The 21273-nt window shown below is 71.0% G+C and carries 19 protein-coding genes; 11 read left to right on the forward strand and 8 right to left on the reverse strand.

Going from position 1 to position 21273, the window contains the following annotated elements; genetic code table 11:
• Positions 1–228 precede the first annotated feature (228 nt).
• The 5 genes from dmpG to ABZ877_RS07485 form a co-directional block, all read right to left on the reverse strand.
• The gene (dmpG, locus tag ABZ877_RS07465; RefSeq protein WP_361065886.1) at positions 229–1242 is read right to left on the reverse strand and encodes a 4-hydroxy-2-oxovalerate aldolase; all 1014 of its coding nucleotides are present in this window, start codon (positions 1240–1242) and stop codon (positions 229–231) included.
• Entirely contained in the window at positions 1239–2186 is a 948-nt protein-coding gene (locus tag ABZ877_RS07470; protein ID WP_361065889.1) for an acetaldehyde dehydrogenase (acetylating), read from the reverse strand. The genes dmpG and ABZ877_RS07470 overlap by 4 nt, the downstream gene beginning before the upstream one ends.
• On the reverse strand, positions 2183–3007 hold the full coding sequence (locus tag ABZ877_RS07475; RefSeq protein WP_361065892.1) for a fumarylacetoacetate hydrolase family protein: 825 nt from the start codon (positions 3005–3007) through the stop codon (positions 2183–2185). Before ABZ877_RS07475 ends, ABZ877_RS07470 begins: the two co-directional genes overlap by 4 nt.
• 140 nt (positions 3008–3147) lie before the next feature.
• On the reverse strand, positions 3148–3912 hold the full coding sequence (locus ABZ877_RS07480; RefSeq protein WP_361065895.1) for an IclR family transcriptional regulator: 765 nt from the start codon (positions 3910–3912) through the stop codon (positions 3148–3150).
• Positions 3913–4017: 105 nt separating this feature from the next.
• Positions 4018–4962 (reverse strand): LysR substrate-binding domain-containing protein, encoded by a 945-nt coding sequence (locus ABZ877_RS07485; protein WP_361065898.1) that lies wholly within the window; start codon positions 4960–4962, stop codon positions 4018–4020.
• Positions 4963–5072: 110 nt separating this feature from the next.
• Here ABZ877_RS07485 and ABZ877_RS07490 point away from each other — a divergent pair, with 110 nt between their 5' ends.
• The 6 genes from ABZ877_RS07490 (at position 5073) to ABZ877_RS07515 (ending at position 12497) form a co-directional block, all read left to right on the forward strand.
• A complete protein-coding gene (locus ABZ877_RS07490; RefSeq protein WP_361065900.1) occupies positions 5073–5909 on the forward strand; it encodes a cyclase family protein in 837 nt (278 codons plus the stop codon).
• Positions 5906–7555: a thiamine pyrophosphate-binding protein gene (locus tag ABZ877_RS07495; RefSeq protein ID WP_361065903.1), complete on the forward strand. Its 1650-nt coding sequence runs from the start codon at positions 5906–5908 to the stop codon at positions 7553–7555. The genes ABZ877_RS07490 and ABZ877_RS07495 overlap by 4 nt, the downstream gene beginning before the upstream one ends.
• 56 nt (positions 7556–7611) lie before the next feature.
• A complete protein-coding gene (locus tag ABZ877_RS07500; RefSeq protein WP_361065906.1) occupies positions 7612–8766 on the forward strand; it encodes a thiolase family protein in 1155 nt (384 codons plus the stop codon).
• Positions 8763–9092 carry a zinc ribbon domain-containing protein gene (locus ABZ877_RS07505; protein WP_361065909.1) on the forward strand — a complete coding sequence of 110 codons (330 nt, stop codon included), beginning with the start codon at positions 8763–8765 and terminating at the stop codon, positions 9090–9092. Before ABZ877_RS07500 ends, ABZ877_RS07505 begins: the two co-directional genes overlap by 4 nt.
• Positions 9089–10741: an ATP-dependent acyl-CoA ligase gene (locus ABZ877_RS07510; RefSeq protein ID WP_361065912.1), complete on the forward strand. Its 1653-nt coding sequence runs from the start codon at positions 9089–9091 to the stop codon at positions 10739–10741. Before ABZ877_RS07505 ends, ABZ877_RS07510 begins: the two co-directional genes overlap by 4 nt.
• Positions 10742–11156: 415 nt before the next feature.
• Complete coding sequence (locus tag ABZ877_RS07515) at positions 11157–12497, forward strand: MFS transporter (RefSeq protein WP_361065915.1); 1341 nt, start codon at positions 11157–11159, stop codon at positions 12495–12497.
• A gap of 73 nt (positions 12498–12570) precedes the next feature.
• Here the strand turns inward: ABZ877_RS07515 and ABZ877_RS07520 are convergent, their stop codons facing one another.
• The 3 genes from ABZ877_RS07520 to ABZ877_RS07530 all read right to left on the reverse strand — a co-directional run bounded on the left by ABZ877_RS07520 (position 12571) and on the right by ABZ877_RS07530 (position 16252).
• On the reverse strand, positions 12571–13722 hold the full coding sequence (locus ABZ877_RS07520; RefSeq protein WP_361065918.1) for an MBL fold metallo-hydrolase: 1152 nt from the start codon (positions 13720–13722) through the stop codon (positions 12571–12573).
• A gap of 287 nt (positions 13723–14009) precedes the next feature.
• Positions 14010–15380, reverse strand: a complete 1371-nt coding sequence (locus ABZ877_RS07525; protein WP_361065921.1) for an MFS transporter — start codon at positions 15378–15380, stop codon at positions 14010–14012.
• On the reverse strand, positions 15377–16252 hold the full coding sequence (locus tag ABZ877_RS07530; RefSeq protein ID WP_361065925.1) for an alpha/beta hydrolase: 876 nt from the start codon (positions 16250–16252) through the stop codon (positions 15377–15379). Before ABZ877_RS07530 ends, ABZ877_RS07525 begins: the two co-directional genes overlap by 4 nt.
• A gap of 705 nt (positions 16253–16957) precedes the next feature.
• Between ABZ877_RS07530 and ABZ877_RS07535 the strand changes: the two genes are divergently transcribed.
• From ABZ877_RS07535 to ABZ877_RS07555, 5 genes are read left to right on the forward strand one after another with little or no spacing between them, the layout of a single operon-like run.
• Positions 16958–18436 carry a 2-hydroxymuconic semialdehyde dehydrogenase gene (locus tag ABZ877_RS07535; RefSeq protein ID WP_361065928.1) on the forward strand — a complete coding sequence of 493 codons (1479 nt, stop codon included), beginning with the start codon at positions 16958–16960 and terminating at the stop codon, positions 18434–18436.
• Positions 18433–19257, forward strand: coding sequence for a fumarylacetoacetate hydrolase family protein (locus tag ABZ877_RS07540; RefSeq protein ID WP_361065931.1), 825 nt, complete (start codon positions 18433–18435; stop codon positions 19255–19257). The genes ABZ877_RS07535 and ABZ877_RS07540 overlap by 4 nt, the downstream gene beginning before the upstream one ends.
• Positions 19254–19694 carry a RidA family protein gene (locus ABZ877_RS07545; RefSeq protein WP_361065934.1) on the forward strand — a complete coding sequence of 147 codons (441 nt, stop codon included), beginning with the start codon at positions 19254–19256 and terminating at the stop codon, positions 19692–19694. The genes ABZ877_RS07540 and ABZ877_RS07545 overlap by 4 nt, the downstream gene beginning before the upstream one ends.
• Complete coding sequence (locus ABZ877_RS07550) at positions 19691–20218, forward strand: 3-hydroxyanthranilate 3,4-dioxygenase (RefSeq protein WP_361065938.1); 528 nt, start codon at positions 19691–19693, stop codon at positions 20216–20218. The genes ABZ877_RS07545 and ABZ877_RS07550 overlap by 4 nt, the downstream gene beginning before the upstream one ends.
• 4 nt (positions 20219–20222) lie before the next feature.
• The gene (locus ABZ877_RS07555) at positions 20223–21218 is read left to right on the forward strand and encodes an amidohydrolase family protein (protein ID WP_361065941.1); all 996 of its coding nucleotides are present in this window, start codon (positions 20223–20225) and stop codon (positions 21216–21218) included.
• Positions 21219–21273: the final 55 nt, after the last annotated feature.

Consider the following 21273-nt stretch of genomic DNA (forward strand, 5'->3'; position numbering starts at 1 on the left):
CGCTTACTCCTTCGGGTGGGGGTCCAGCAGGAGAGGAGCGGTGTGTGCGTTCTCGTTTGTTCGATGTTTCGAACGTGTAACGACTGCTCGGACGCTAGAATGGCGGGTGCCTGCCCGGTCGCGTCAACCCCTGTGCGTCGAAGCGCGTCGATTCTTCTGTTGATCCGTATGCCCATGCCGAGCGGGGCCGGGAGCCACTGCCCTCCCGGCCCCGCGTCGTACGGAGTGTCAGCTCGCCCGTGCGAGCCCGAGCGCCACGTCGACGATCATGTCTTCCTGGCCGCCGACGAGACCGCGCTTGCCGACCTCGACGAGGATCGTGCGGACATCGACGCCGTAGCGCTCGGCCGCGGCCTCCGCGTGGCGCAGGAACGAGCCGTAGACACCGGCGTAGCCGAGCGTGAGCGTCTCGCGGTCGACACGGACCGGCCGGTCCTGCAACGGACGCACGAGGTCCTCGGCCGCGTCCTGGAGCGCGAAGAGATCGCAGCCGTGCCTCCAGCCGTTGAGGTCGGCGACCGCGACGAACGGCTCGATGGGGCAGTTGCCCGCGCCCGCGCCCTGACCGGCGAGGGAGGCGTCCACGCGGGTCACGCCCTCCTCGACCGCGACCATGGAGTTGGCGACCGCGAGGGACAGGTTCTCGTGGGCGTGGATGCCGATCTCCGTGGCCGGGTCAAGGACGTCGCGGTAGGCGCGCATCCGCTCGCGCACGCCGTCCATCATCAGTCGGCCGCCGGAGTCGGTGACGTAGACGCAGTGCGCGCCGTACGACTCCATGAGCTTGGCCTGCCCGGCGAGCGTCCTGGCGTCGGCCATGTGGCTCATCATGAGGAAGCCGGACACGTCCATGCCCAGTTCGCGGGCGGTGGCGATGTGCTGGGCCGAGACGTCTGCCTCGGTGCAGTGCGTGGCGACCCGCACCGAACGCACCCCGAGCGCGTACGCCTGCTTGAGCTCCTCGATGGTGCCGATGCCGGGCAGCAGGAGCGTGGTGAGTCGGGCGTGCTCGATGTGCGCCGCCGCCGCCTCGATCCACTCCCAGTCGGTGTGGCTGCCGGGGCCGTAGTTGAGCGAGCCGCCCGCGAGGCCGTCGCCGTGGGACACCTCGATGCCGTCGACGCCCGCCGCGTCGAGCGCAGCCACGATCCGGCCCACCTGCTCGGGCTCGATGCGGTGCCGGATGGCGTGCATGCCGTCCCGCAGGGTGACGTCCTGGATGAACAGCTTGTCGACGGTCATGCGCCGGCTCCCTGGAGTTCGGTGGCGCGGGCGGCCATGGCCTCGGCCATCCGCAGGGCCGCGCTGGTCATGATGTCGAGGTTCCCGGCGTAGGCGGGGAGATAGTGGGCCGCGCCCTCGACCTCCAGGAACACGGACACCTGGTGGGTGGCCGCGGCCCTGGTGAGGGTGTGCACCGGCTGGTCCGCGGGGACGGGGCTGATCTGCACCTGCTGCTTGAGGCGGTAGCCCGGCACATACGCCGACACCTCCTCGACCCGCCGCGCGACCGCTGTCCGGATCGCGTCGTGGGTCGCCTCGTCGGGCGCGTCCACGAGCGCGAGCACGGTGTCCCGCATGATCAGCGGGGGCTCGGCCGGGTTGAGGATGATGACGGCCTTGCCACGTTCCGCGCCGCCGACCGTCTCGATGGCGTGGCTGGTCGTCTCGGTGAACTCGTCGATGTTGGCGCGGGTGCCGGGACCGGCGCTCTTCGAGGCGATCGAGGCGACGATCTCCGCGTACGGGACCGGTGCCACCGACGAGATCGCGGCGACGACCGGGATGGTGGCCTGGCCGCCGCACGTCACCATGTTCACGTTGTCCGCGGCGACGTGGTCGTCGAGGTTCACCGCGGGGATCACCATCGGGCCGACGGCGGCGGGGGTGAGGTCGATGAGTTGCTTGCCGTACGGCGCGAGCGCGGCGGCGTTGGCGACGTGCGCCTTCGCGGACGTGGCGTCGAAGACGATGCGGATGTCCTCGAAGCCGTCCATGGCGATCAGGCCCTGGACGCCGTCGGCGGTCACGGGGACCCCCAGCCGCTCGGCGCGGGCGAGTCCGTCGGAGGCGGGGTCGATGCCGACCATCGCGCCCATCTCCAGGGTCTCCGACAGGCGGAGCACCTTGATCATCAGGTCGGTGCCGATGTTGCCCGAGCCGATGACGGCGACCTTGGTCTTCATACGGAGGCTCCTTCGTGGCCGGAGGCGTGGAAGCGGACGGAGACGGAGCCGAGGCCGGTGATCTCGGCGGTGAACACGTCCCCGGCCGCGACGGGCACCATCGGGCCGAGCGCACCGGACAGCACGACCTGGCCCGCGCGCAGCGGATCACCGACATCGCGCGCGGTGCGGGCGAGCCAGGCCAGGGCGGCCAGCGGGTCACCGAGACAGGCCGCGCCATCGCCCGTCGAGACGGTCTCCCCACCCCGGTCGAGGGTCATGGCGGCCTCGACCGGCTCGAACGCGGTGAGCGGCTTGGCTGGTGCGCCGAGGACGTAGAGCGCGGAGGAGCCGTTGTCGGCGACGGTGTCACCGAAGGTGATGTCCCAGTCGGCGATCCGGCTGTCCACGATCTCCAGCGCGGGCACGGCGTGCGCCACGGCGGCCCGGATCTGCGCGGCGTCGAGCGGCCCCTCGGCGAGGTCGGCGCCCAGCACGAACGCGATCTCCGCCTCGACCTTCGGCTGCAGCAGGGTGTCGAGCGGTACGGACGCCCCGTCCGCGACGCTCATGTCCGCGAAAAGGGCCCCGAAGTCCGGCTGGTCCACGCCCAGTTGACGCTGGACGGCGGGGGAGGTGAGGCCGATCTTGCGGCCGGTCACCCGGGCGCCCGCGTCGAGGCGGCGCGCGGTCAGCAGCTCTTGGACGGCGTAGGCCGCCTTCACGTCGTCGCTGCCGATCAGATCGCGGACCGGGGGACAGGGCACACGGTCGGCGGCGGCACGCAGCAGACGCTCGGCCGCCCGCGCCACGGCGTCGTCGCCGGGAGGGAACTCGTTCATGCCCACAGCTTGAACACGAGCGCCGCCCCGCGCCCAGCGATGAGTTCCGCCTCGCGGAACTCATCCGCCGATGAGGGGCGACCGGTGGCAGCGCGGCAGCCGGGCAACAGCCGCCGCCCGGTGGTCGCGGCAGCAGCCGATCAGTGATTGCGCAGTTCCGCGCGGCGCCCGAGCGTCGCGGAGATCCCCGCCGCGGCGGCTCGCACACTGATGGCGTGCCGGGCGGGCTGGAAGCGGTGCACCGGGCCCGTCACACTGACCGCCGCCACGATCTCGTCCGACGGCCCGAAGATCCCGGCGGCCACGCAGACGATGCCGACCGCCGACTCCTCGTACTCGAAGGCCACCCCCTTGGTGACCACGTCGGACAGCTGGCGTGTCAGCACCTCGACATTGGTGATGGTCCGTGGAGCCTTGCGCTCCAGGGGTCCACGCAGCGCGGCCTCCCGTACGTCGGCCGGGGCGTGGCTCAGGAGCACCTTCCCGAGGGCCGTCGCGTGCAGCGGCATGCGCCCGCCGAGCCGAGAGGGGGAGGGCGCCTGTTGATGCCCGCCCATCTTGGCGACGTAGACGACCTCGGTGCCCTCACGGGTGCCCAGATGGACAAGCTCGTGCGTGCGCTCGTACAGGTCCTCAAGGAAGGGCGTGGCCACTTCGAGCAGCCCGCGCTCGACCGACGCGCGCATGCCCAGCTCGAAGACGAGGCCCGACAGGCGATAGCGCTCCTGTACGCGGTCGAGGAGCCGTGCCGCCACGAGGTCGCCGAGCACCCGGTGCAGGGTGCTCTTCGCGAACCCCGTACGTTGCCGCAGTTCGGTGAAGCCCAGGGTGGTGTCCTCGACGGTGAACGCCTGCAGCACGGCCAGGGCTTTGCTCAGGACGCCGCTCGGCGCGTCGTTGCTCAAGGGGAGGTCTTCTTTCCGGCTTTCCGGGGCATCGGAAGGTGTCGACTGTATGGGACCACGAGCGCCCCGCGCGATGAGGCCGCGTGACCGGCATCGCCTCCGTCGTCACCGCGCTTCCATCAGCATGGACTCGGTCTCCCGGGCGACTGCGACGATCTCCTTGATCAGGAGCCTGGTGCTCGCGGACGGCGGCCGGTCGGCGGCCGTGGTGATCCCGATCTCGGCCGGTACGGTGTCCAGGCCCAAGGGCAGCATGGCGAGGAGAGGGTCCCGCGCGCCGATCAGCATGGGCAGGGGAGCCACGGCGTCCGTCTCCAGCAGGACCGTCCGCAGCGTGAGGATCGACGAGCACTCGATGATGTTCGCGGGGAGGGGCAGGCCCCGGCGGTCGAAGAGTTGGTCGATCTCCTGACGCAGTTGTGTGTTCCGGCCCGGCAGGATCCACGGCAGGTCCATCAGGTCCGTGATGCCGCCGGCGGGCGCCCCGAGGCAGGGGTGCTCGCGCCGGACGACAAGGCGGACCGGTTCGTCGTAGAGCCGTACGTGACGCAGCGTGGCGCGCAGGCTCGACGGCTGGAGCCGGCCGATCAGCACGTCCACCTCGCCCCGGGCCAGTCGCAGGCCGAGTTCCTCGGGCATCGCCTCGACGACCGAGATGGTGAGACGCGGATGGGCCTCCTTGAGCCGGACCAGGGTCTGCGGCAGCAGGGAGTAGGAGACGGCGAGGTTGGTTCCGACCCGGACGGGCTCCATGCCGAGACGCTGGAGCTCGTGGATGCGTCCGGCCGCGGCCTGCACATGGCCGACGACCGCGCGGGCGTGCTCGATGAGGATGTCGCCGTACTGGGTCGGCCGGACGCCGCGCGGCCCCCTGGCGAAGAGTTCGACCCCGACGAGTGTCTCGATCTCCTGCAGGCTCCGGGTCACGACCGGCTGGGTGACGTGCATCGCCTTGGCGGCGCCGACCAATGTGCCCTCGTCGGCCACCACGGTCAGGAGAACGAGGTGGCGCAGTTTGAGGCGGCCGTCCAGCAAGTGATCCACGTTCATGCCTCGACATCTCTCCGTAACATGGCGTTGGTCTTCGGTATAGCCAAACATGCATAACGGCGACCGGAGAAGCATTAGTCAAGGCCGAATCTCTGCCAAATGATGAGGCCATGTCTTCGACACTCTCCGCGGAGGGCCCGCTGGGCGGCCTGGTGTCCGCTCTGGCCTCCGGCGGCGTCGAGGTGGTCGACCTGACCGCCGTCCTGTCGCCGTCGACGCCCGTGCTCGACCTTCCGCCGGACATGGCACCGATTCCGCACTTCGAGCTGGAGGAGCTCGCCCGGTACGACGAACGGGGGCGCACGTCCTACCAGAACGGCATCCACACCGGTGAGCACGTGGGCACCCACTTCGACGCGCCGTGCCACTGGGTCACCGGCGCCGACAAGGGGGACGTCGCTCAGGTACCGGTCCGGCGCCTGGCTGCCCCCGCTGTCGTGATCGACAAGACCCCCGAGTGCGCCGCCGATCCGGACTTCCTGCTGACACGTGAGCACGTGGAGGAGTGGCAGCACCTCAACGGCCCGCTCCCTGAGGGCGGTTGGCTGCTCTACCGGACTGGCTGGGCCGCACGCTCGCACGACCAGGAACTTTTCCTCAACGCCGACGACAGCGGCCCGCACACACCCGGCATCGCGCCCGAATGCGCCCGCTGGCTGGCCGACGAGGCACCGATCGTCGGACTCGGAGTCGAGACGGTCGGGACCGACGCGGGACAGGCGTTCACCTTCACTCCGCAGTTCCCGGCACACCACTACCTGCTCGGCGCGGGCAAGTACGGAGTCACCCAATTGCAGAACCTCGACCGGCTGCCCGTCACCGGCACCGTCCTCATCGTCGCCCCGCTGCGCATCGCCGGAGGGTCCGGCAGCCCGGCGCGGGTCCTGGCGCTCGTGGAGAACGCGCCCCCGGTCAACACGCTCATGGAGAACGGAGACGCCCAGTGACCGTGCTGGTTCACGACGCCATCGGCAAGCAGCTCACCGATCTCGGAGTCCGTACGGTCTTCGGTGTGGTCGGCAGCGGCAACTTCCACTTCACCGACGCGATGGTCCGCGGCGGCGCGCGGTTCGTCGCCGCCCGTCACGAGGGCGGCGCGGCCACCATGGCGGACGCCTACGCCCGGATGTCCGACGAGGTCGCCGTGCTCTCCCTGCACCAGGGCTGCGGCTACACGAACGCCCTCACCGGAATCACCGAGGCCGCGAAGAGCAGGACGCCGCTCCTTGTGCTGACCGCCGAAGCCGCCGACCCCACCTCGAACTTCGCGCTCGACCAGGCCGCGATCGCGACCGGAGTCGGGGCGGTCGCCCTGCGCGTCCGGTCACCCCGGACCGCCCTCGACGACGTGGCAAGGGCCTTCGCGATCTGCGCTCACCAGCGGCGCACGGTCGTCCTCAACGTCCCGATCGACGTTCAGGACGCGCCCCTGGACGCGGAGTCCCCGGCCCGGGAGTACCGGCGGGTCGCCGAACCGCGGCCCGACGACAGCGAAATAGCCACCTTCGCCCAGCTCCTCGAACGCGCCGAACGGCCGGTCTTCGTCGTGGGACGCGGTGGCCGTTCGCCGGGCTCCAGGGAGGCCGTCCGCGAACTGGCCGCCGAGACGGGCGCTCTCCTCGCCACCTCCGCCGTCTCCCGCGGCATGTTCAACGGTGACGACTGGAACATCGACGTCTCCGGGGGCTTCTCCTCGCCGCTGACGGCCGAACTCGTCTCCGGCGCCGACCTGCTGGTGGGGTTCGGCTGCGCCCTGAACATGTGGACCATGCGGCACGGCAGGCTCATCGCGCCGGACGCGACCGTCGTCCAGGTCGACGTCGAACCGGGGGCCATCGGCGTACACCGTGACGTGGACCTCGGCCTGTGGGGCGGTGTCGCGGCGACCGCGAGGGCGACGGCCGCGTGGCTGCGGGCGAACTCATCCGGCAAGCGCACGGGGTACCGCACTCCGGACGTGGCCGAGCGGATCCGGTCCGGCCTGCGCTGGAACCAGCTGGGATTCGAGGACGCGTCGGGGGACGGACGGGTCGACCCGCGCACTCTGACCGTCGCGCTCAACGACATCCTGCCCACCGAGCGGATCGTCTCCGTGGACTCGGGCAACTTCCTCGGCTACCCGAGCATGTACCTCGACGTGCCCGACGAGTACGGGTTCTGCTTCACCCAGGCGTTCCAGTCCGTCGGCCTGGGCCTGGCGACCGCGATCGGTGCCGCGCTGGCGCAGCCCGACCGGCTGCCCGTGGCCGGCTGCGGCGACGGTGGCTTCCTGATGGGCCTGTCGGAGCTCGAGACCGTCGTACGCCTCGGGCTTCCCATGCTGATCGTCGTCTACAACGACGCCATGTACGGCGCCGAGGTGCATCACTTCGGGGCGGGCACGAGCGGCCTCGACACGGTGACCTTCCCCGACACGGACATCGCGGCGCTCGCCCGGGGACACGGGTGCGAGGCGCTGACCGTCCGACGGCCCGAGGACGTGCACGCCGCGAAGGAGTGGCTGGCAGCCGGCCCCGTCCGCCCCCTGGTGTTGGACGCCAAGATCACCTCGGACGGAGGTTCCTGGTGGCTCCAGGAAGCGTTCGGGCACTGAGGCGCCCCCGGCATGAATCCCCCTGGCCACGTCACCGAACGGGAAAGCGAGCTTCGATGAGAAAGAGGACAAGCGGCGTCTCCGTCATCGGCGCCGGTGAGTCGCCCTACACCCGACATCCGGCAGCCGACCTGACCACGGAACAGGTGCTCGCCGACGCCGTACGCCGCGCACTCGCCGACGCGAATCTGAAGACCTCCGACGTCGACGGCTTCGGTGCCTGCAGCTTCACCCTCGGCCCGGACCACGCCGTCGACCTGGCCTGGCGGCTCGGACTGCGGCTGCGCTGGCTGACGCAGGACACCAACGGCGGGGCGAGCGCCGGCACGATGCTGCAGCACGCCGTACGGGCCGTGGAGTCCGGCGACGCCTCGGTCGTCGTGCTCGTGGCCGGCGACCGGATGGACCAGCAGGTGCACCTCAAGATGGTGGCCGAGTACAACCGGGCGACCGCCGAGCATCTGGTTCCGCTGGACATGCTCGGACCGAACGCCCTCTTCGCCCTGCTGACCCAACGTCAGATGGCGGCCGAGGGACTGACGCGTACGGACTACGGGCGGCTCGCGGTGGCGCAGCGCGCATGGGCGGCCCTCAACCCCGGGGCCGTGTACCGCACACCGATGACGCTCGACGACTACCTCAACGCCCCCATGGTCGCCGAACCCCTCGGCCGGTACGACTGCGTACCGCCGGTCACGGGCGCCGACGCCGTGGTGGTCGCGGCCGACGAACGGGCCGCGGGCACCCGACGAGCCAGGGTGCTGACCGTCTCGGCCCGCTACAACACCGATGACCAGACCGGCGACGGCCTGGTCACCGGCTTGGCCGACTGCGCGCCCGAACTGTGGGACGCCGCAGGCCACGGGCCCGCCGACATCGACGTGGTCAGCGTGTACGACGACTACCCGGCCATGGCGCTCGCCCAGCTCAAGGACCTCGGCTTTGTCGCCGGGGGTGAGATGCCGGCGTTCATCGCCGAGCGTCTGGCCACCCGCAAGCTCGCCGTCAACACCTCCGGCGGACAGCTCTCGGCCGGCCAGCCGGGTGCCGCGGGAGGCATGCACGGCCTCGTCGAGATCGTCCGGCAGTTGCGCGGCCAGGCCGGGCAGCGGCAGGTCGACGCCCGGCTCGGCCTGTTCAGCGGATACGGGATGGTGCTCTACCGCTACGGCGCGTGTGCCACCGCCGGGCTCCTGGAGGCGGCCGCATGAGTGTGATCGTCCAGAACTGCCGGACGTGCGGCGGCCAGTGGTTCCCCGCCCGGCTGCTGTGCCCCCGCTGCGGGGGCGCCGACCTCGCGCCCAGAAGCGTCGAGCGCGGGGTGGTGGAGCAACTGACCCACCTCGGCGACGTCGTCATCGCGTCGGTGGCCTGCGACCCCGAGCCACTGCTCGTGGCCAGGTTGCACGGCCCGGTTCACGCCGGTGACGTCGTGGAACTCACCGACCGCCCCGACGCGTCCGATCGCGCCGAGGCGTCCGGCCGCCCCGTTGCCTTCGTACCGCCGAGCGGCGGGCCCCGAGAGGAGCTGTCATGAGCGACGACACCGCCGCGCCCGACCTCACCCGTGCGACCGTCCCCGGTCTGCTGCGATGGCGCGCGCACCTGACCCCGGACCACATCCTGCTGCGCTGCGGTGACACGCGGAGGACCGCCGCCCAGATGCTCGAACGCGTCGCCGTCGCGGGAGGCCTGCTGCGCGGGCACGGGGTGGAGCGCGGAGACCGGGTGGCGCTGATGGCGTCCAACCGGGTCGAATTGCTCGACCTGATACTTGGCTGTGCGTGGATCGGTGCCGTCGCGGTGCCGATCAACACCGCCGCACGAGGCGAACAGCTCCACCACATCCTGACCAACTCACAAGCGGAGCTGCTGGTTCTCGAACGCCCCCTCCTCCCACAGGTGGAGGCGCTGCCGAGCACCGCCGAACTGCGCCAGATCTGGCTCCTCGATGAGGACAAAGATGGGGACGGAGCTGGGGCCGGGGTCGTCTCGGTGCTGCCGGTCCCCGTCGACCTGATCCCCGACGACGGGCGGGCCGTGGAGCCCGTGGAGGTCGGCCCCGGCCACCCCGCGGTGATCCTCTACACCTCGGGCACCACCGGGGTCTCCAAGGGAGTCGTCTGCCCCCACGCCCAGTTCTATTGGTGGGGCCGCAACGTCACGGCCCAGCTCGGCATCACCTCGGCCGACGTGCTGCACACCTGCCTGCCGCTGTTCCACACGAACGCGCTCAACGCCTTCAGCCAGGCGCTGGTCAGCGGTGCCCAGTACGTCATCGGCCCGCGCTTCTCGGCCTCCCGCTTCTGGTCGGACGTGACGGCCAGCGGGGCGACCTTCACCTATCTGCTGGGCGCCATGATCAGCATCCTGGCGGGCCGGCCGCCGGGGGAGCACGACCGGGCGCACCGGGTGACCGCGGCACTGGCGCCCGCCACCCCCGCCGGGCTCCTGCGCGAGTTCGAGGAGCGGTTCGGTGTCGTTCTCGTCGACGGCTACGGCTCGACCGAGACCAACGCGGTGATCTCCGCGAGCCGGACCGAACAGCGGCCGGGTTACATCGGACGCCTCCAGGAGGGGTTCTCCGCCCGGATCGTCGACGAGAACGGGCTCGACGTTCCCCCCGGCACACCGGGCGAACTGCTGCTGCGCAGCGAGCAACCCTTCGCCTTCGCCTCCGGCTACCACCGCATGCCCGACGCCACCGTCGCCGCGTGGCAGGACCTGTGGTTCCACACCGGCGACCGGATGGTGATCGAGGCGGACGGGTGGATCAGGTTCGTCGACCGCATCAAGGACGTCATCCGCCGTCGCGGAGAGAACATCTCCTCCGTCGAGGTCGAGAGCGTCCTCGCGCAGCACCCCGGTGTCCGTGACGTCGCGGTGTACGCGGTGGACTCCGAACTGGGCGAGGACGAGGTGATGGCCGCCGTCGTCCCGGTCGAGGGTGAGGAGATCGACTTCACCGAGCTGGTGTCCTTCTGCGAACCCCGGCTGGCCTACTACGCGATACCCCGCTTCGTGGCGCTGTGCCCGGAACTGCCGCTGACCGAGAACGGCAAGGTGCGCAAGACCGTGCTGAGGGAGTGGGGAGCCGAACGCGCCGACTGGGACCGCGAGGCCGCGGGCGTCGTCCTGCGGCGCGAGCAGCCCGCCACGGCCCGCCCGGACGGCGCTCGTACGTGACGGGACACCGCGACGAGGACGCGGGGCAGTGTGTGGTGGCGTCTGCCCGCGTCGAGCGGCGAGAGTCGGCCACGGCCTCTCGCGCGCCAGCCGGAAACCGGCCCGCGCGGTGCTCCCGAGGACGCCGTTCCCTGGCTCACCTCCGCGAAGACGGCCACCCAGCCCGACACGGCGACCACGCTCCTCGTCGAGGCCACCCTTAGGCGGCAGCCGAGTCTCCGCCTCCAAGATCGCGGCCACCGCCTTCGAGAAGCCGGTGGCCGTCACCGGACAGGTCCTGGCCGCCAGCGGCGGCCACTGAACCTGCCCTCGGGCGTACCCCGCCCCGGCACATCCCCCCTTCCCCGGCCACCGGGACGACCCCGCGCGACCCTCGACGTCCCGATGGCCACCGTCCTCATCCAGAGGTGACGAGATGAGCCCCACCGCACCGCACAAACCGGCAGCCGGACCACAGTCGATCCGCAAGATCGCCATCGCCAGCCTGACCGGAACCGCACTCGAGTGGTACGACTTCTTCCTCTACGGCACCGCTTCCGCGCTGGTGCTCGGCACCCTCTTCTTCCCCGAGGCCAGCTCCCTCGCCGGCACCCTGGCCTCCTTCGGCACCTTCGCCGTCGGCTTCGCGGCCCGCCCCCTCGGCGGCATCGTCTTCGGTCATTTCGGGGACCGCCTCGGCCGCAAACCCATGCTCGTGATCACGCTGCTCGTCATGGGGTTCACCACGTTCCTCATCGGCGCCCTGCCCACCTACGCGCAGATCGGCGTATGGGCACCGATCCTGCTCACCCTGCTGCGCGTCCTCCAGGGCATCGCGGTCGGCGGCGAGTGGGGCGGAAGCGTCCTCATGATCACCGAGCACGCCCCCGAGGGACGCCGCGGCTTCTACTCGGCCTGGAGCCAGGTCGGCATCAACCTCGGCTTCGTCACCTCCGCCGGAGTCTTCGCCGCGGTGCAGGCCCTGTCCGACGAGGCGTTCCTGTCCTGGGGATGGCGTCTGCCCTTCCTCCTGGGCGCCGTTCCCGCGCTGGTCGGCCTCGTCATCCGCCTGAAGATAGAGGAGACACCGGAGTTCCGGAGCGTCCAGCACGAGGGCGACAAGCAACGGCTGCCGATCGTCCACGCCCTGCGCACCCATCCCCGCGCCATCCTGGTCACGGCCGGCGCCCGCATGGCGGAGAACGGCGCGTCGTACGTCTTCCTGGTCTTCTCCCTCGCCTACGGCAAGCACATCGGCGTCGGCAACGGCCTGCTGCTGACCGGGATCATCGTCGCGAACGTCGTGGAAGGCGCCTCGATGGTGGGGTTCGGCGCCCTCTCCGACCGCATCGGCCGGCGCCCCGTCTACATGGCCGGGGCGGCCACCCTGGTCGCCTTCGCGTTCCCCTTCTTCTGGCTCGTGGACACCGGGACCCCCGCACTCGTCTGGCTGGCCTTCATCATCGCCATCGGCATCGGCCACGGGGCCATGATCGGCACTCAGCCGAGCTTCTTCACCGAGCTGTTCGGCAAGAGTTCGCGCTACAGCGCCATCGCGCTCGGACACGAACTCGCCTCGGTGTTCGCCGGTGGCCTCTCGCCGCTCATCGCGACCGCGCTCCTTGCGGCCACCGACGCCTCCTGGCCCATCTCGCTCTACCTCATCTTCCTCGGCTGTATCACCCTCGTCTCCGTCTACTTCGCCCGTGAGACGGTGCAGCGCGACACCGCGCCCGCGCCGGAGCCGCGACTGCTCCCCGCCGGGACACACGAATAGCGCGCACCCGGCGGCGCCGGTGCTCGTCGGCCGCCTCTCGGTCGGCCGACGAGCAGGCTGTGTGGCGGACCGCTCAGCCCCCGTCGGGCCGGTCCGCCACCACGTACCGGCCCGGGCGGTGGAGATCAACGGCAGGGGCGAAGGCGAACCCGGAGCCGTGCCGAACGACATGTCCTGCGGAAGGGGCGGCGAAGTGCGCGGGCATCATCGCGGTTCCGGTGTCGGCCAGCCATTCCAGCGTCCGCCTGCGGGTGAGTGCCGACAGCTCGGGGTCGACGCAGTACCGGGTGCTGATGTCCGGATCCGTCATCTGGAGCGGGTGGTGCAGGACGTCGCCGGTGAGCAGCATCCGGGCCCGGGAGCCGGTGACCAGGACGGCCGTGTTGCCCGGGGTGTGACCCGGTGCCGGGCACAGCCGCACATGCGGGCCGATCTCGGCGTCCGGGGGCGTCAGGTCCAGCAGACCCGCCTCGGCGACCGGCTCGATACTGTCGGCCAGGTAGTCGCCGGTCCGGGTCATCGCCGCGGCCCCCGCGTCCGAGCGCCAGTAGTCGTACTCGGAGGCGGTGAGAACGTGGCGGGCCTTCGCGAAAGCCGGTTGCCAGCGCCCGTCCGCCCACCGCGTCGCCCAGCCGACGTGGTCGACGTGCAAATGGCTGAGGACGACCGTGGACACGTCGTCGGCGGACAGCCCGGTCGCCGAGAACCGCTGCCACCAGCCGCTGTCCTGGCGGTCGAACTCCGGCCTGACCCGGTGCTTGCCGTCGCCGACGCAGGCGTCGACCAGGATCCGCTCGTACGGGGTGACGACGAGGAAGGCCTGCATGGTGAAGACGAGCCGTCCGCGCCCGGGGTCGAACCAGGGCTCCTCGGCGGCCCATCCGGAGGGCACACCTGGATGCCCGGGGAAGAACTCCGCCGGGTCGATGAGCAGCCGCGACGCCTCCACGACCGGAACCACCACGACGTCCCCGAGATCGAACCAGCCGCGCGGGGAGTTGTCAGTGGGGGCGGGCCTGTGGCTCAGCGGGTTGTGGCCGGGGCCGGGCTGACTGCGCGTCGGGGTGTGGGCGGGGTTGAGCCGACTGCTTGTCGGGGTTTGAGCGGGGTTGGACCTGCCGCTCAACGGGTTGGAGCCGGGGCTGGGCCGACTGCCTGACGAGTTGTCAGCGTGCTCGGGCTTGTTGCTCGTGGAGCTGTCTCCGGGGCCGGTTCCGTTGTTCATCGAGCTGTCAGTGAGTTTGGGCGCGTCGCTCATCGAACTGCCGCCGAGGCCGGGGCTCAGCGGGTTGTCAGCGGGCTCGGGACTGTCGCTCGTTGAACTGTGACCGGGGCCGGGTCCGCCTCTCATCGAGCGGTCGCCCGGGCCGGGCCGGGTGTTCGTCGAGCTGTCAGCGAGCTTGGATCCGCCGCTCATCGAGCGACCATCGAGGTCAGGCCCGCCGCTCATCGAGCGGCCACCGAAGCCGGTTCCGCCGCTGATCGCGCTGTCGCCAAGGTTGAACCCATCACTCATCGCGCCGCCACTTCCCGTCGTTTCCGCTCCGTGTTCTTGGTCCCGCGTGTCTGCTCGGTCGCGGCGGGCAGGCGCCACAGCACCGCCGCGCTCGCCGCGGCCACCACCACTGGAATGGTGGTCAGCAGCACGATGTCGTCGCCGGGGAGTGAGAGGGCGAGCAGGACGCCCGCCGCGGCCGGGCCCACGATCGAGCCGACCCGGCCCAGGGCCGCGGCCCAGCCCACTCCGGCGGTCCTGGTGGCCGGCGGGTACATCGCCACGGCGAGGGTGAGCTGGCCGATCTGGCTGGCCGTGACACCCGCACCGGAACCGGCGAGTGCGAGCAGCAGAGCGGTGTGGTCGGTGCCGACGGTGGCCGCGCAGACCATCGACGCCGCGCCGATCACCGGCATCACCATGAGGGCGAACTTGATTCCACGCCGGGCGGCGAGCACCAGGAGCACGATGCCGCCGACGACCCCGCCGAAGCTCAGGAAGGCCAGGCCGATCGGGGCCTGCGAGGCGGCGAATCCGTATCCGGTCAGCAACGTGGGGACCCAGGATTGCAGGGTGTAGCTGGCGATGAAGACCAGGAAGGCGAAGGTCCACAGCAGGGCCGTGGCGGCGCGCAGTCCGGGTGCGAACAGCGAGCCGACTCGGGCCCCGCGTGAGGCGTCCGCCGGGTCGTCGGCGCCGGGTGCGGCGACCGTGCTGTCCGCGGCCACGTATGCCGGTGCAGCCGGCAACCAGCGGCCCATCACCAGGGCGAGCAGCAGCGGCAGTGCGCCGCCGATCCAGAACACCCCGGTGGCCCCGACCGACGCCAGCATGCTGCTGCCGAAGACGCCCGCGACCGTTCCGCCGAAGGCGAGTCCGAGGGTGACCGTGACGGAGACCGACTGCCGTTGCCCGTCCGGGTGGTGGGCGGTGGCGAGGGAGACGGCGCCGGGCAGTACGACGCCGAGTCCGAGCCCCGTGATCAGCCTGACCGTGCTCAGGGCGGCAAGTGACTGCAGGGGAAGCACCAGGGCGGTGGCCAGCGAGCCCGCGGCGAACAGCAAGGTCCCGGCGATCAGCATCCGCCGCAGACCCAGCCGCACCGCGAGGCGGCCCGAGGCGAGGTAGCCGAGCACCACACCGATGTTGGTCAGCACCACCGCCGGGGTGAAGTCGGCCGAGTCGATGCCCCACTGCTCGGCCAGGGAAGGCAGGACGAAGGAGAGCGACGCGGAGTCGAAACCGTCCAGCAACACCGCGAGAAAGGCGAGTCCCACCACTCCGAAGCGCATCCCGCGAAAGCTCGCCAGGAGGCTTCCCTGTCCCGTCCCCGTCCCCGCCCCCGCTTCCGTCCCCGTCTCCGTCGCCACGGTCTTGTTGTCCCTCATCGGGTGCCTCCGAAGACGACCTGGTGCGCGGCTTCGAACAGCTCCGAGCCCGGTTCGGCGAAGGCGGTGGCGGTGCCGATGTGGTCGGTCCCGGTCAGCGCCACGGTCACCGGCGGCCTGCCCGCGTCGGTCAGGGCGTCGGCGAGCAGCCGTCCCTGGCGGGTCAGCCAGAGGTCGTCGTCCGTCTTGCGGTTGGGTTCCGGGTCCCCGAAGGAGACCACCACCCGCTCCGGGCTGCGGCTCACCCGCAGGGCGGGGCTGAGCCATAGGGCCTGCTCCGGGTCCTCGACGATGCCGCGCAGATCGGTGGGCGCGCTCATGCACACGGTGCCCGCCACCGGACCCGGGGAACTGTCGGTCAGCGTGACCATCGCGGCGAGATGACCGCCCGCGGAGTGCCCGGCCACGGTGATGCGTTCCGGGTCGCCTCCGTAACGGGCGGCGTTCGCGCGCGCCCACTCCACCGCCTGGGCCGCGTCCGCGACCGCGTCGGCGATGGTGTGGCGCGGTTCGAGCCGGTAGCCGCAGGACATGAAGACCGCGCCGGCGTCCACCCAGGGGCCTGCGAGGTGGTCGTAGTAGGCCGGGTGGCCCTCGCGCCAGCGGCCTCCGTGGAAGTACACGATGACCGGGCGGTCACCGGAGCCGGTCGCAGCGGGGAGGGACGGCTCGGGGTGATAGACGTTCACCAACTGGTGGGCGTCGGGGCCGTACTTGAGGTCGACCTCGTTCGGCACCCGCGAGCGCAGCTCCTGGCGGCGGTGTGCGGCGCGCCGGTAGAAGCCCGGCCAGTCGGGGTGATAGTCCTCCGGGTGCCGACAGGTGAAGAACTCATGGGTGTCCGCCGGGCGGACTGCTTGACTTCCGGCCACTGCTGCTCCTCGTCATCGCCGGTGCCTTGGGGGCTCCGGGTGTGCAGTGGTCCGAATCATCGCCAGGCCCGCAGCGCCTCGGGTAATGCCTACTTCGTCCGCACCTATCGCCATCCGGTCATACCGGGGGCGCGCCCGCTGATCCCGCTTCCCGCGGCCCGGAGGTGCCGGCTCCCGTGTCCTGCTTCCTGTGGCCCGGGGGGCTGGCTTCTGTGTCGTGTTTCCCGGGGCCCGGGGGGTGCTGGCTTCCGTGTCGTGTTTCCCGAGGCCCGGGGGGTGCTGGCTCCCGTGTCGTGTTTCCCAAGGCCCGGGGGTGCCAACTCCCGTATCCCGCTTCCCGAGACCCAGCGACGCCCGCTCAGGTGTCTGGCTTCGCACGGCCCGGGAGTCCGCGCCCCTCATTCCGCCTTCACCGGCCCGGGAGTGCACGCCCCTCGATCCGGTTTCGCACCACCCGGGAGGGCACGCCCCTTGATCCGGCTCCGCACAGCCCGGAGTCCGCGCCCTGCCAGCTCGCACGGCCCGAGAGTCCGCCCCCCTTATCCCGTCTGCGCACAACCCAGGCGCGCCCCCGCACCCAAGCCTCGTACGGCGCACGTGCCCAACCGTGTCCCCACCACCCGGCCCCCGCTATGCCCACTCAGCTATGCCAACGCCCCGGATCGGCATTGGACGGGCATGAAACGGCGACCGTACGGTCCCCCCATGACTGACGATGCGCCAACCGAGATCGTTCAGCTCCGCAATTTCATCGACGGACGCTTCGTCGAGGGCGCGGACACGTTCGACAAGATCAGCCCGGTCGACGGCGCCCGTGTCGCCGTGGTGCACGAGGCCGGGCAGGAGACGGTGGACGCCGCCGTACGGGCCGCGCGCCGGGCGTTCGACGGCCGCTGGGGCCTCTCCACGGACCGGGACAGGGCCGCCTTGCTGCGGCGGATCGCCGACGGGATCGAGGCGCGCTTCGAGGAGTTCGTGGACGCCGAGATCCGTGACACCGGCAAGCCGGTGGCGCTGGCCCGCGAGCTGGACGTGGCCCGTGCGGCGGCGAACTTCCGGTCCTTCGCCGACACGATCTCCTCCGCCGGCCTCGACTCGTATCTGACCGACACGGCCGAAGGCCGTAGCGCCCTCAACTACGCGGTGCGCAAGCCGCTCGGCGTCGTGGCCGTCATCGTGCCCTGGAACCTTCCGCTGCTGCTGCTCACATGGAAGGTCGCACCGGCTCTGGCCTGCGGCAACGCCGTGGTGGTCAAGCCGTCCGAGGAGACTCCGTCGACGGCGACCCTGCTGGCGGAGGTCATCGCCGAGGCGGGCGCGCCGAGCGGCGTCTACAACGTCGTCCATGGTTTCGGCCCGGGCTCGGCGGGTGAGTTCCTCACCCGGCACCCGGGGATCGACGGAGTCACTTTCACCGGTGAGTCCTCGACGGGGGCGACCATCATGAGGGAGGTCGCGCCGCGCGTGGTGCCCGTCTCCTTCGAGTTGGGCGGCAAGAACGCGGCCGTCGTCTTCGACGACTCCCCGTTGGAGCGGACCCTCGACGGGCTGACCCGGTCCTTGTTCCTCAACACTGGTCAGGTCTGCCTGTGCACCGAGCGCGTCTACGTCCAGCGCGGTCTCTTCGACGAGCTGGCGGCCGGGATCGCCGAGCGGGCCCGGGGGTTGCGCCTCGGCAGCCCGTACGCTCCCGGTACGACGACCGGTCCGCTGATCTCGCAGGCCCACCGGGCCAAGGTGATGTCGTATCTCGACCTGGCCGTGAAGGAGGGAGCCGAGGTCCTCGCCGGGGGCGGCATCCCCGATCTCGGTGAGGATCTGGCGCGCGGCGCCTGGATCGAACCGACGGTGTGGACCGGTCTGGACAACTCCTGTCGTACCGTGCGCGAGGAGGTCTTCGGCCCGGTCGCCGCGCTGATCCCCTTCGACACGGAGGAGGAGGCGATCGGCCTGGCGAACGACACCGAGTACGGGCTCGCCGCCTCGGTGTGGACCAGTGATCTGAGCCGGGCCCACCGGGTGGCGCAGGCGATGGACGTCGGCCTCTCCTGGGTCAACACCTGGTACCTGCGCGATCTGCGCGCCCCCTTCGGCGGCACGGGCCGCTCCGGTATCGGACGCGAGGGCGGGAAGCACTCGCTGCACTTCTACACCGAGACGACGAATGTGTGCGTGGCCCTGTGACTGCTGAACCGACCTCCCCTCTCTCCCTGTACGCCTCGGCTCTCGACGAGGCCGTCATCTCCAGGCGGGCGATCGCGCAGCTCAGCCGGTCCGCCTCGCTCACTCTGGACGACGCCTACCAGGTGCAGGCGCTCGGCTCCGAACTGAGGGCGGTTCGCGGTGACCGTGTCGTCGGCGTGAAGCTGGGGTTCACCAGCAAGGCCAAGGCGCTGCAGATGGGCGTCTCCGACGTCATCTTCGGCCGGCTGTACGCGAGCGGCGCGTACGCCGACGGTGGCAGCGTGGCCATGGAGGAGTTCATCCACCCGCGCGTCGAGCCGGAGGTGGCCTTCCGCCTCGGTGCGCGGTTCGACGCGCGCGCCTCGGCCGACCCCGAGGCCGAACTGCGGTCCGCCGTCGACGCGGTCGCCCCCGGTCTGGAGATCATCGACAGCCGGTACGCGGACTTCAAGTTCTCGCTCACCGATGTCGTCGCGGACAACACCTCGGCGGCCGCCTTCGTGACCGGGGCCTGGCAGCCGGCCGACCTCACCGCCACCGACGTACGGTTCGACGACCGGCCGGTGACACTGGAGTTCGACGGCGCGGCCGTCGCGACCGGGAGCACCAGCGACATCCTCGGCGACCCGGTCCTCGCCCTGCCCGCGATCGCACGCATGGCCGCGGCCCAAGGCGTCGTCCTGCCAGCCGGTTCCGTGCTGCTGGCCGGGGCGGCGACCGCCGCGGTGGCCCTCCCGGGCGGGGTCACGGTCAGCGCCACCGTCCCCGGTCTGGGCTCCGTCCGTATCACCACCACCGACACACCTGCGGAGGAGCGATGAACGACGAGTCCCTCGTGGTCGAGGGGAAGGCAACCCCGCGCGGCCGGTTCCCCCATGTCAAGGTCGTCGGCGACCTGGTGTTCGTCTCCGGGACCAGCAGCCGCCGCCCCGACAACAGTTTCGCCGGGGCCAGTGCCGATGCGATGGGGGTGACGGAACTCGACATCGAGGCGCAGACCCGGGCCGTGATCGAGAACATCCGTGACGTCCTCGCCGCCGTGGACTGCGCGCTCGACGACCTGGTCCAGGTCACCGCCTATCTGGTCAGCATGAACGACTTCGGCGGCTACAACCGCGTATGGGCCGAGTACTTCGACGCCTGCGGCCCCACGCGGACCACCGTCGCGGTCCACCAGCTGCCCCACCCGCATCTGCTCATCGAGATCCAGGCCGTCGCCGTGCGCCGGTCCGGCCCCACCACCAAGGAGCTCTCATGACGTCGTCACTGCCTCCTGTCTTCAACTTCCCGCAGTGGATCGCCGAGCACGAGCACCTGCTGAAGCCCCCGGTCAACAACAAGGCGATGTGGGACACCAGCGGTGACTTCATCGTGCAGATCGTCGGCGGTCCCAACCAGCGGCTCGACTTCCACCACGAGCCGTTCGAGGAGTACTTCTACCAGGTCAAGGGCAATATGCATGTCAATGTGATCACCGAGGACGGTCCGCGGCGCGTGGACATCCGCGAGGGCGACATGTGGCTGCTGCCCGGCAACACCTGGCACTCGCCGCAGCGCCCGGAGGAAGGCTCCATCGGCATCGTGGTGGAGCGCGTCCGCCCCGAGGGGACGACGGAGCGGTTCGGCTGGTTCTGCCTGGAGTGCGGCACGAAGGTGCATTCGGTGGAGTTGCAGGTGCGGGACATCGTCGCCGACCTGCCGCCGGTGTTCGAGGCGTTCCACGCGTCCGTCGAGCAGCGTACGTGCGGAAACTGCGGCGCCCTGCACCCCGGTAAGGGCTGAGCCGGTGTCCGATGTCATCGACATACACACCCACTACGTCCCCGCCGCCTGGCCCGACCTCGGGCCCGGGCAGCCCTGGCTTCGGGTGGAGTCCGAACGCCAGGCGATGATCATGGTGGGGGAGACCGAGTTCCGTGCCATCGAATCGAACTGCTGGGACGCGTCGGCCCGGCTGGCCGACATGGCGGCCGATGGCGTGCAGGCCCAGGTGGTCTCTCCGACACCGCTGTTCTTCGGGTACGACCTGAGCGGAGCCGAGGCGGTCAAGGTCTGCCGGATCTTCAACGATCTCGCCCTGGAGATCTGCGCACCCGACAGCGAACGCTTCATTCCGTTCGCCCAGGTGCCGCTTCAGGACCCCGACGCGGCCTGCCGCGAGCTCGACCGCTGCCTGGACGCCGGGCATGTGGGGGTGGAGATCGGCAACCACGTCGGCGACCAGGACCTCGACGCGGAGGGTGTCGTCACCTTCCTCCAGCACGCTGCCTCACGCGGCGCGCCGGTCTTCGTGCATCCCTGGGACATGCCCACCTCCCCCCGGCTGGACCGCTGGATGGCGCGGTGGCTGACCGGGATGCCGGCGGAGACGCATCTCTCCGTGCTCGCCATGATCCTCGGCGGGGTGTTCGACCGGGTGCCGGACTCGCTGCGGATCTGCTTCGCGCACGGCGGGGGATCGTTCGCGTTCTGGCTGGGGCGTCTGGAGAACGCCTGGCATCGCCGCCCGGATCTCATCGCCACCTCGCAGCAGCCGCCTTCGGCCTACCTCGGCCGGTTCAGCGTGGACAGCGTCGTCTTCGACCCGGTGGCTCTGCGCACGCTGGTCGACACCCTCGGCGCGGACCACGTCATGCTGGGCAGCGACTACCCCTACCCGCTGGGCGAACGGCCCGTCGGCGAGGTCCTGCGCAAGGCCGACTTCCTCAGCGCCGCGGAACGCGAGGCGATCGCCGGAGGCAACGCACTGCGCTGGGTCGGGCGCGTACCCGCCGATCGCTGAACAGCGGGCCCTGGCGCCCGTGCCTCCACGGCCGGGGCCCGCCGTTCCACCGCCC

Origin of the sequence: Streptomyces sp. NPDC046939 (assembly GCF_040644575.1) — a bacterium.
Taxonomy (GTDB): domain Bacteria; phylum Actinomycetota; class Actinomycetes; order Streptomycetales; family Streptomycetaceae; genus Streptomyces.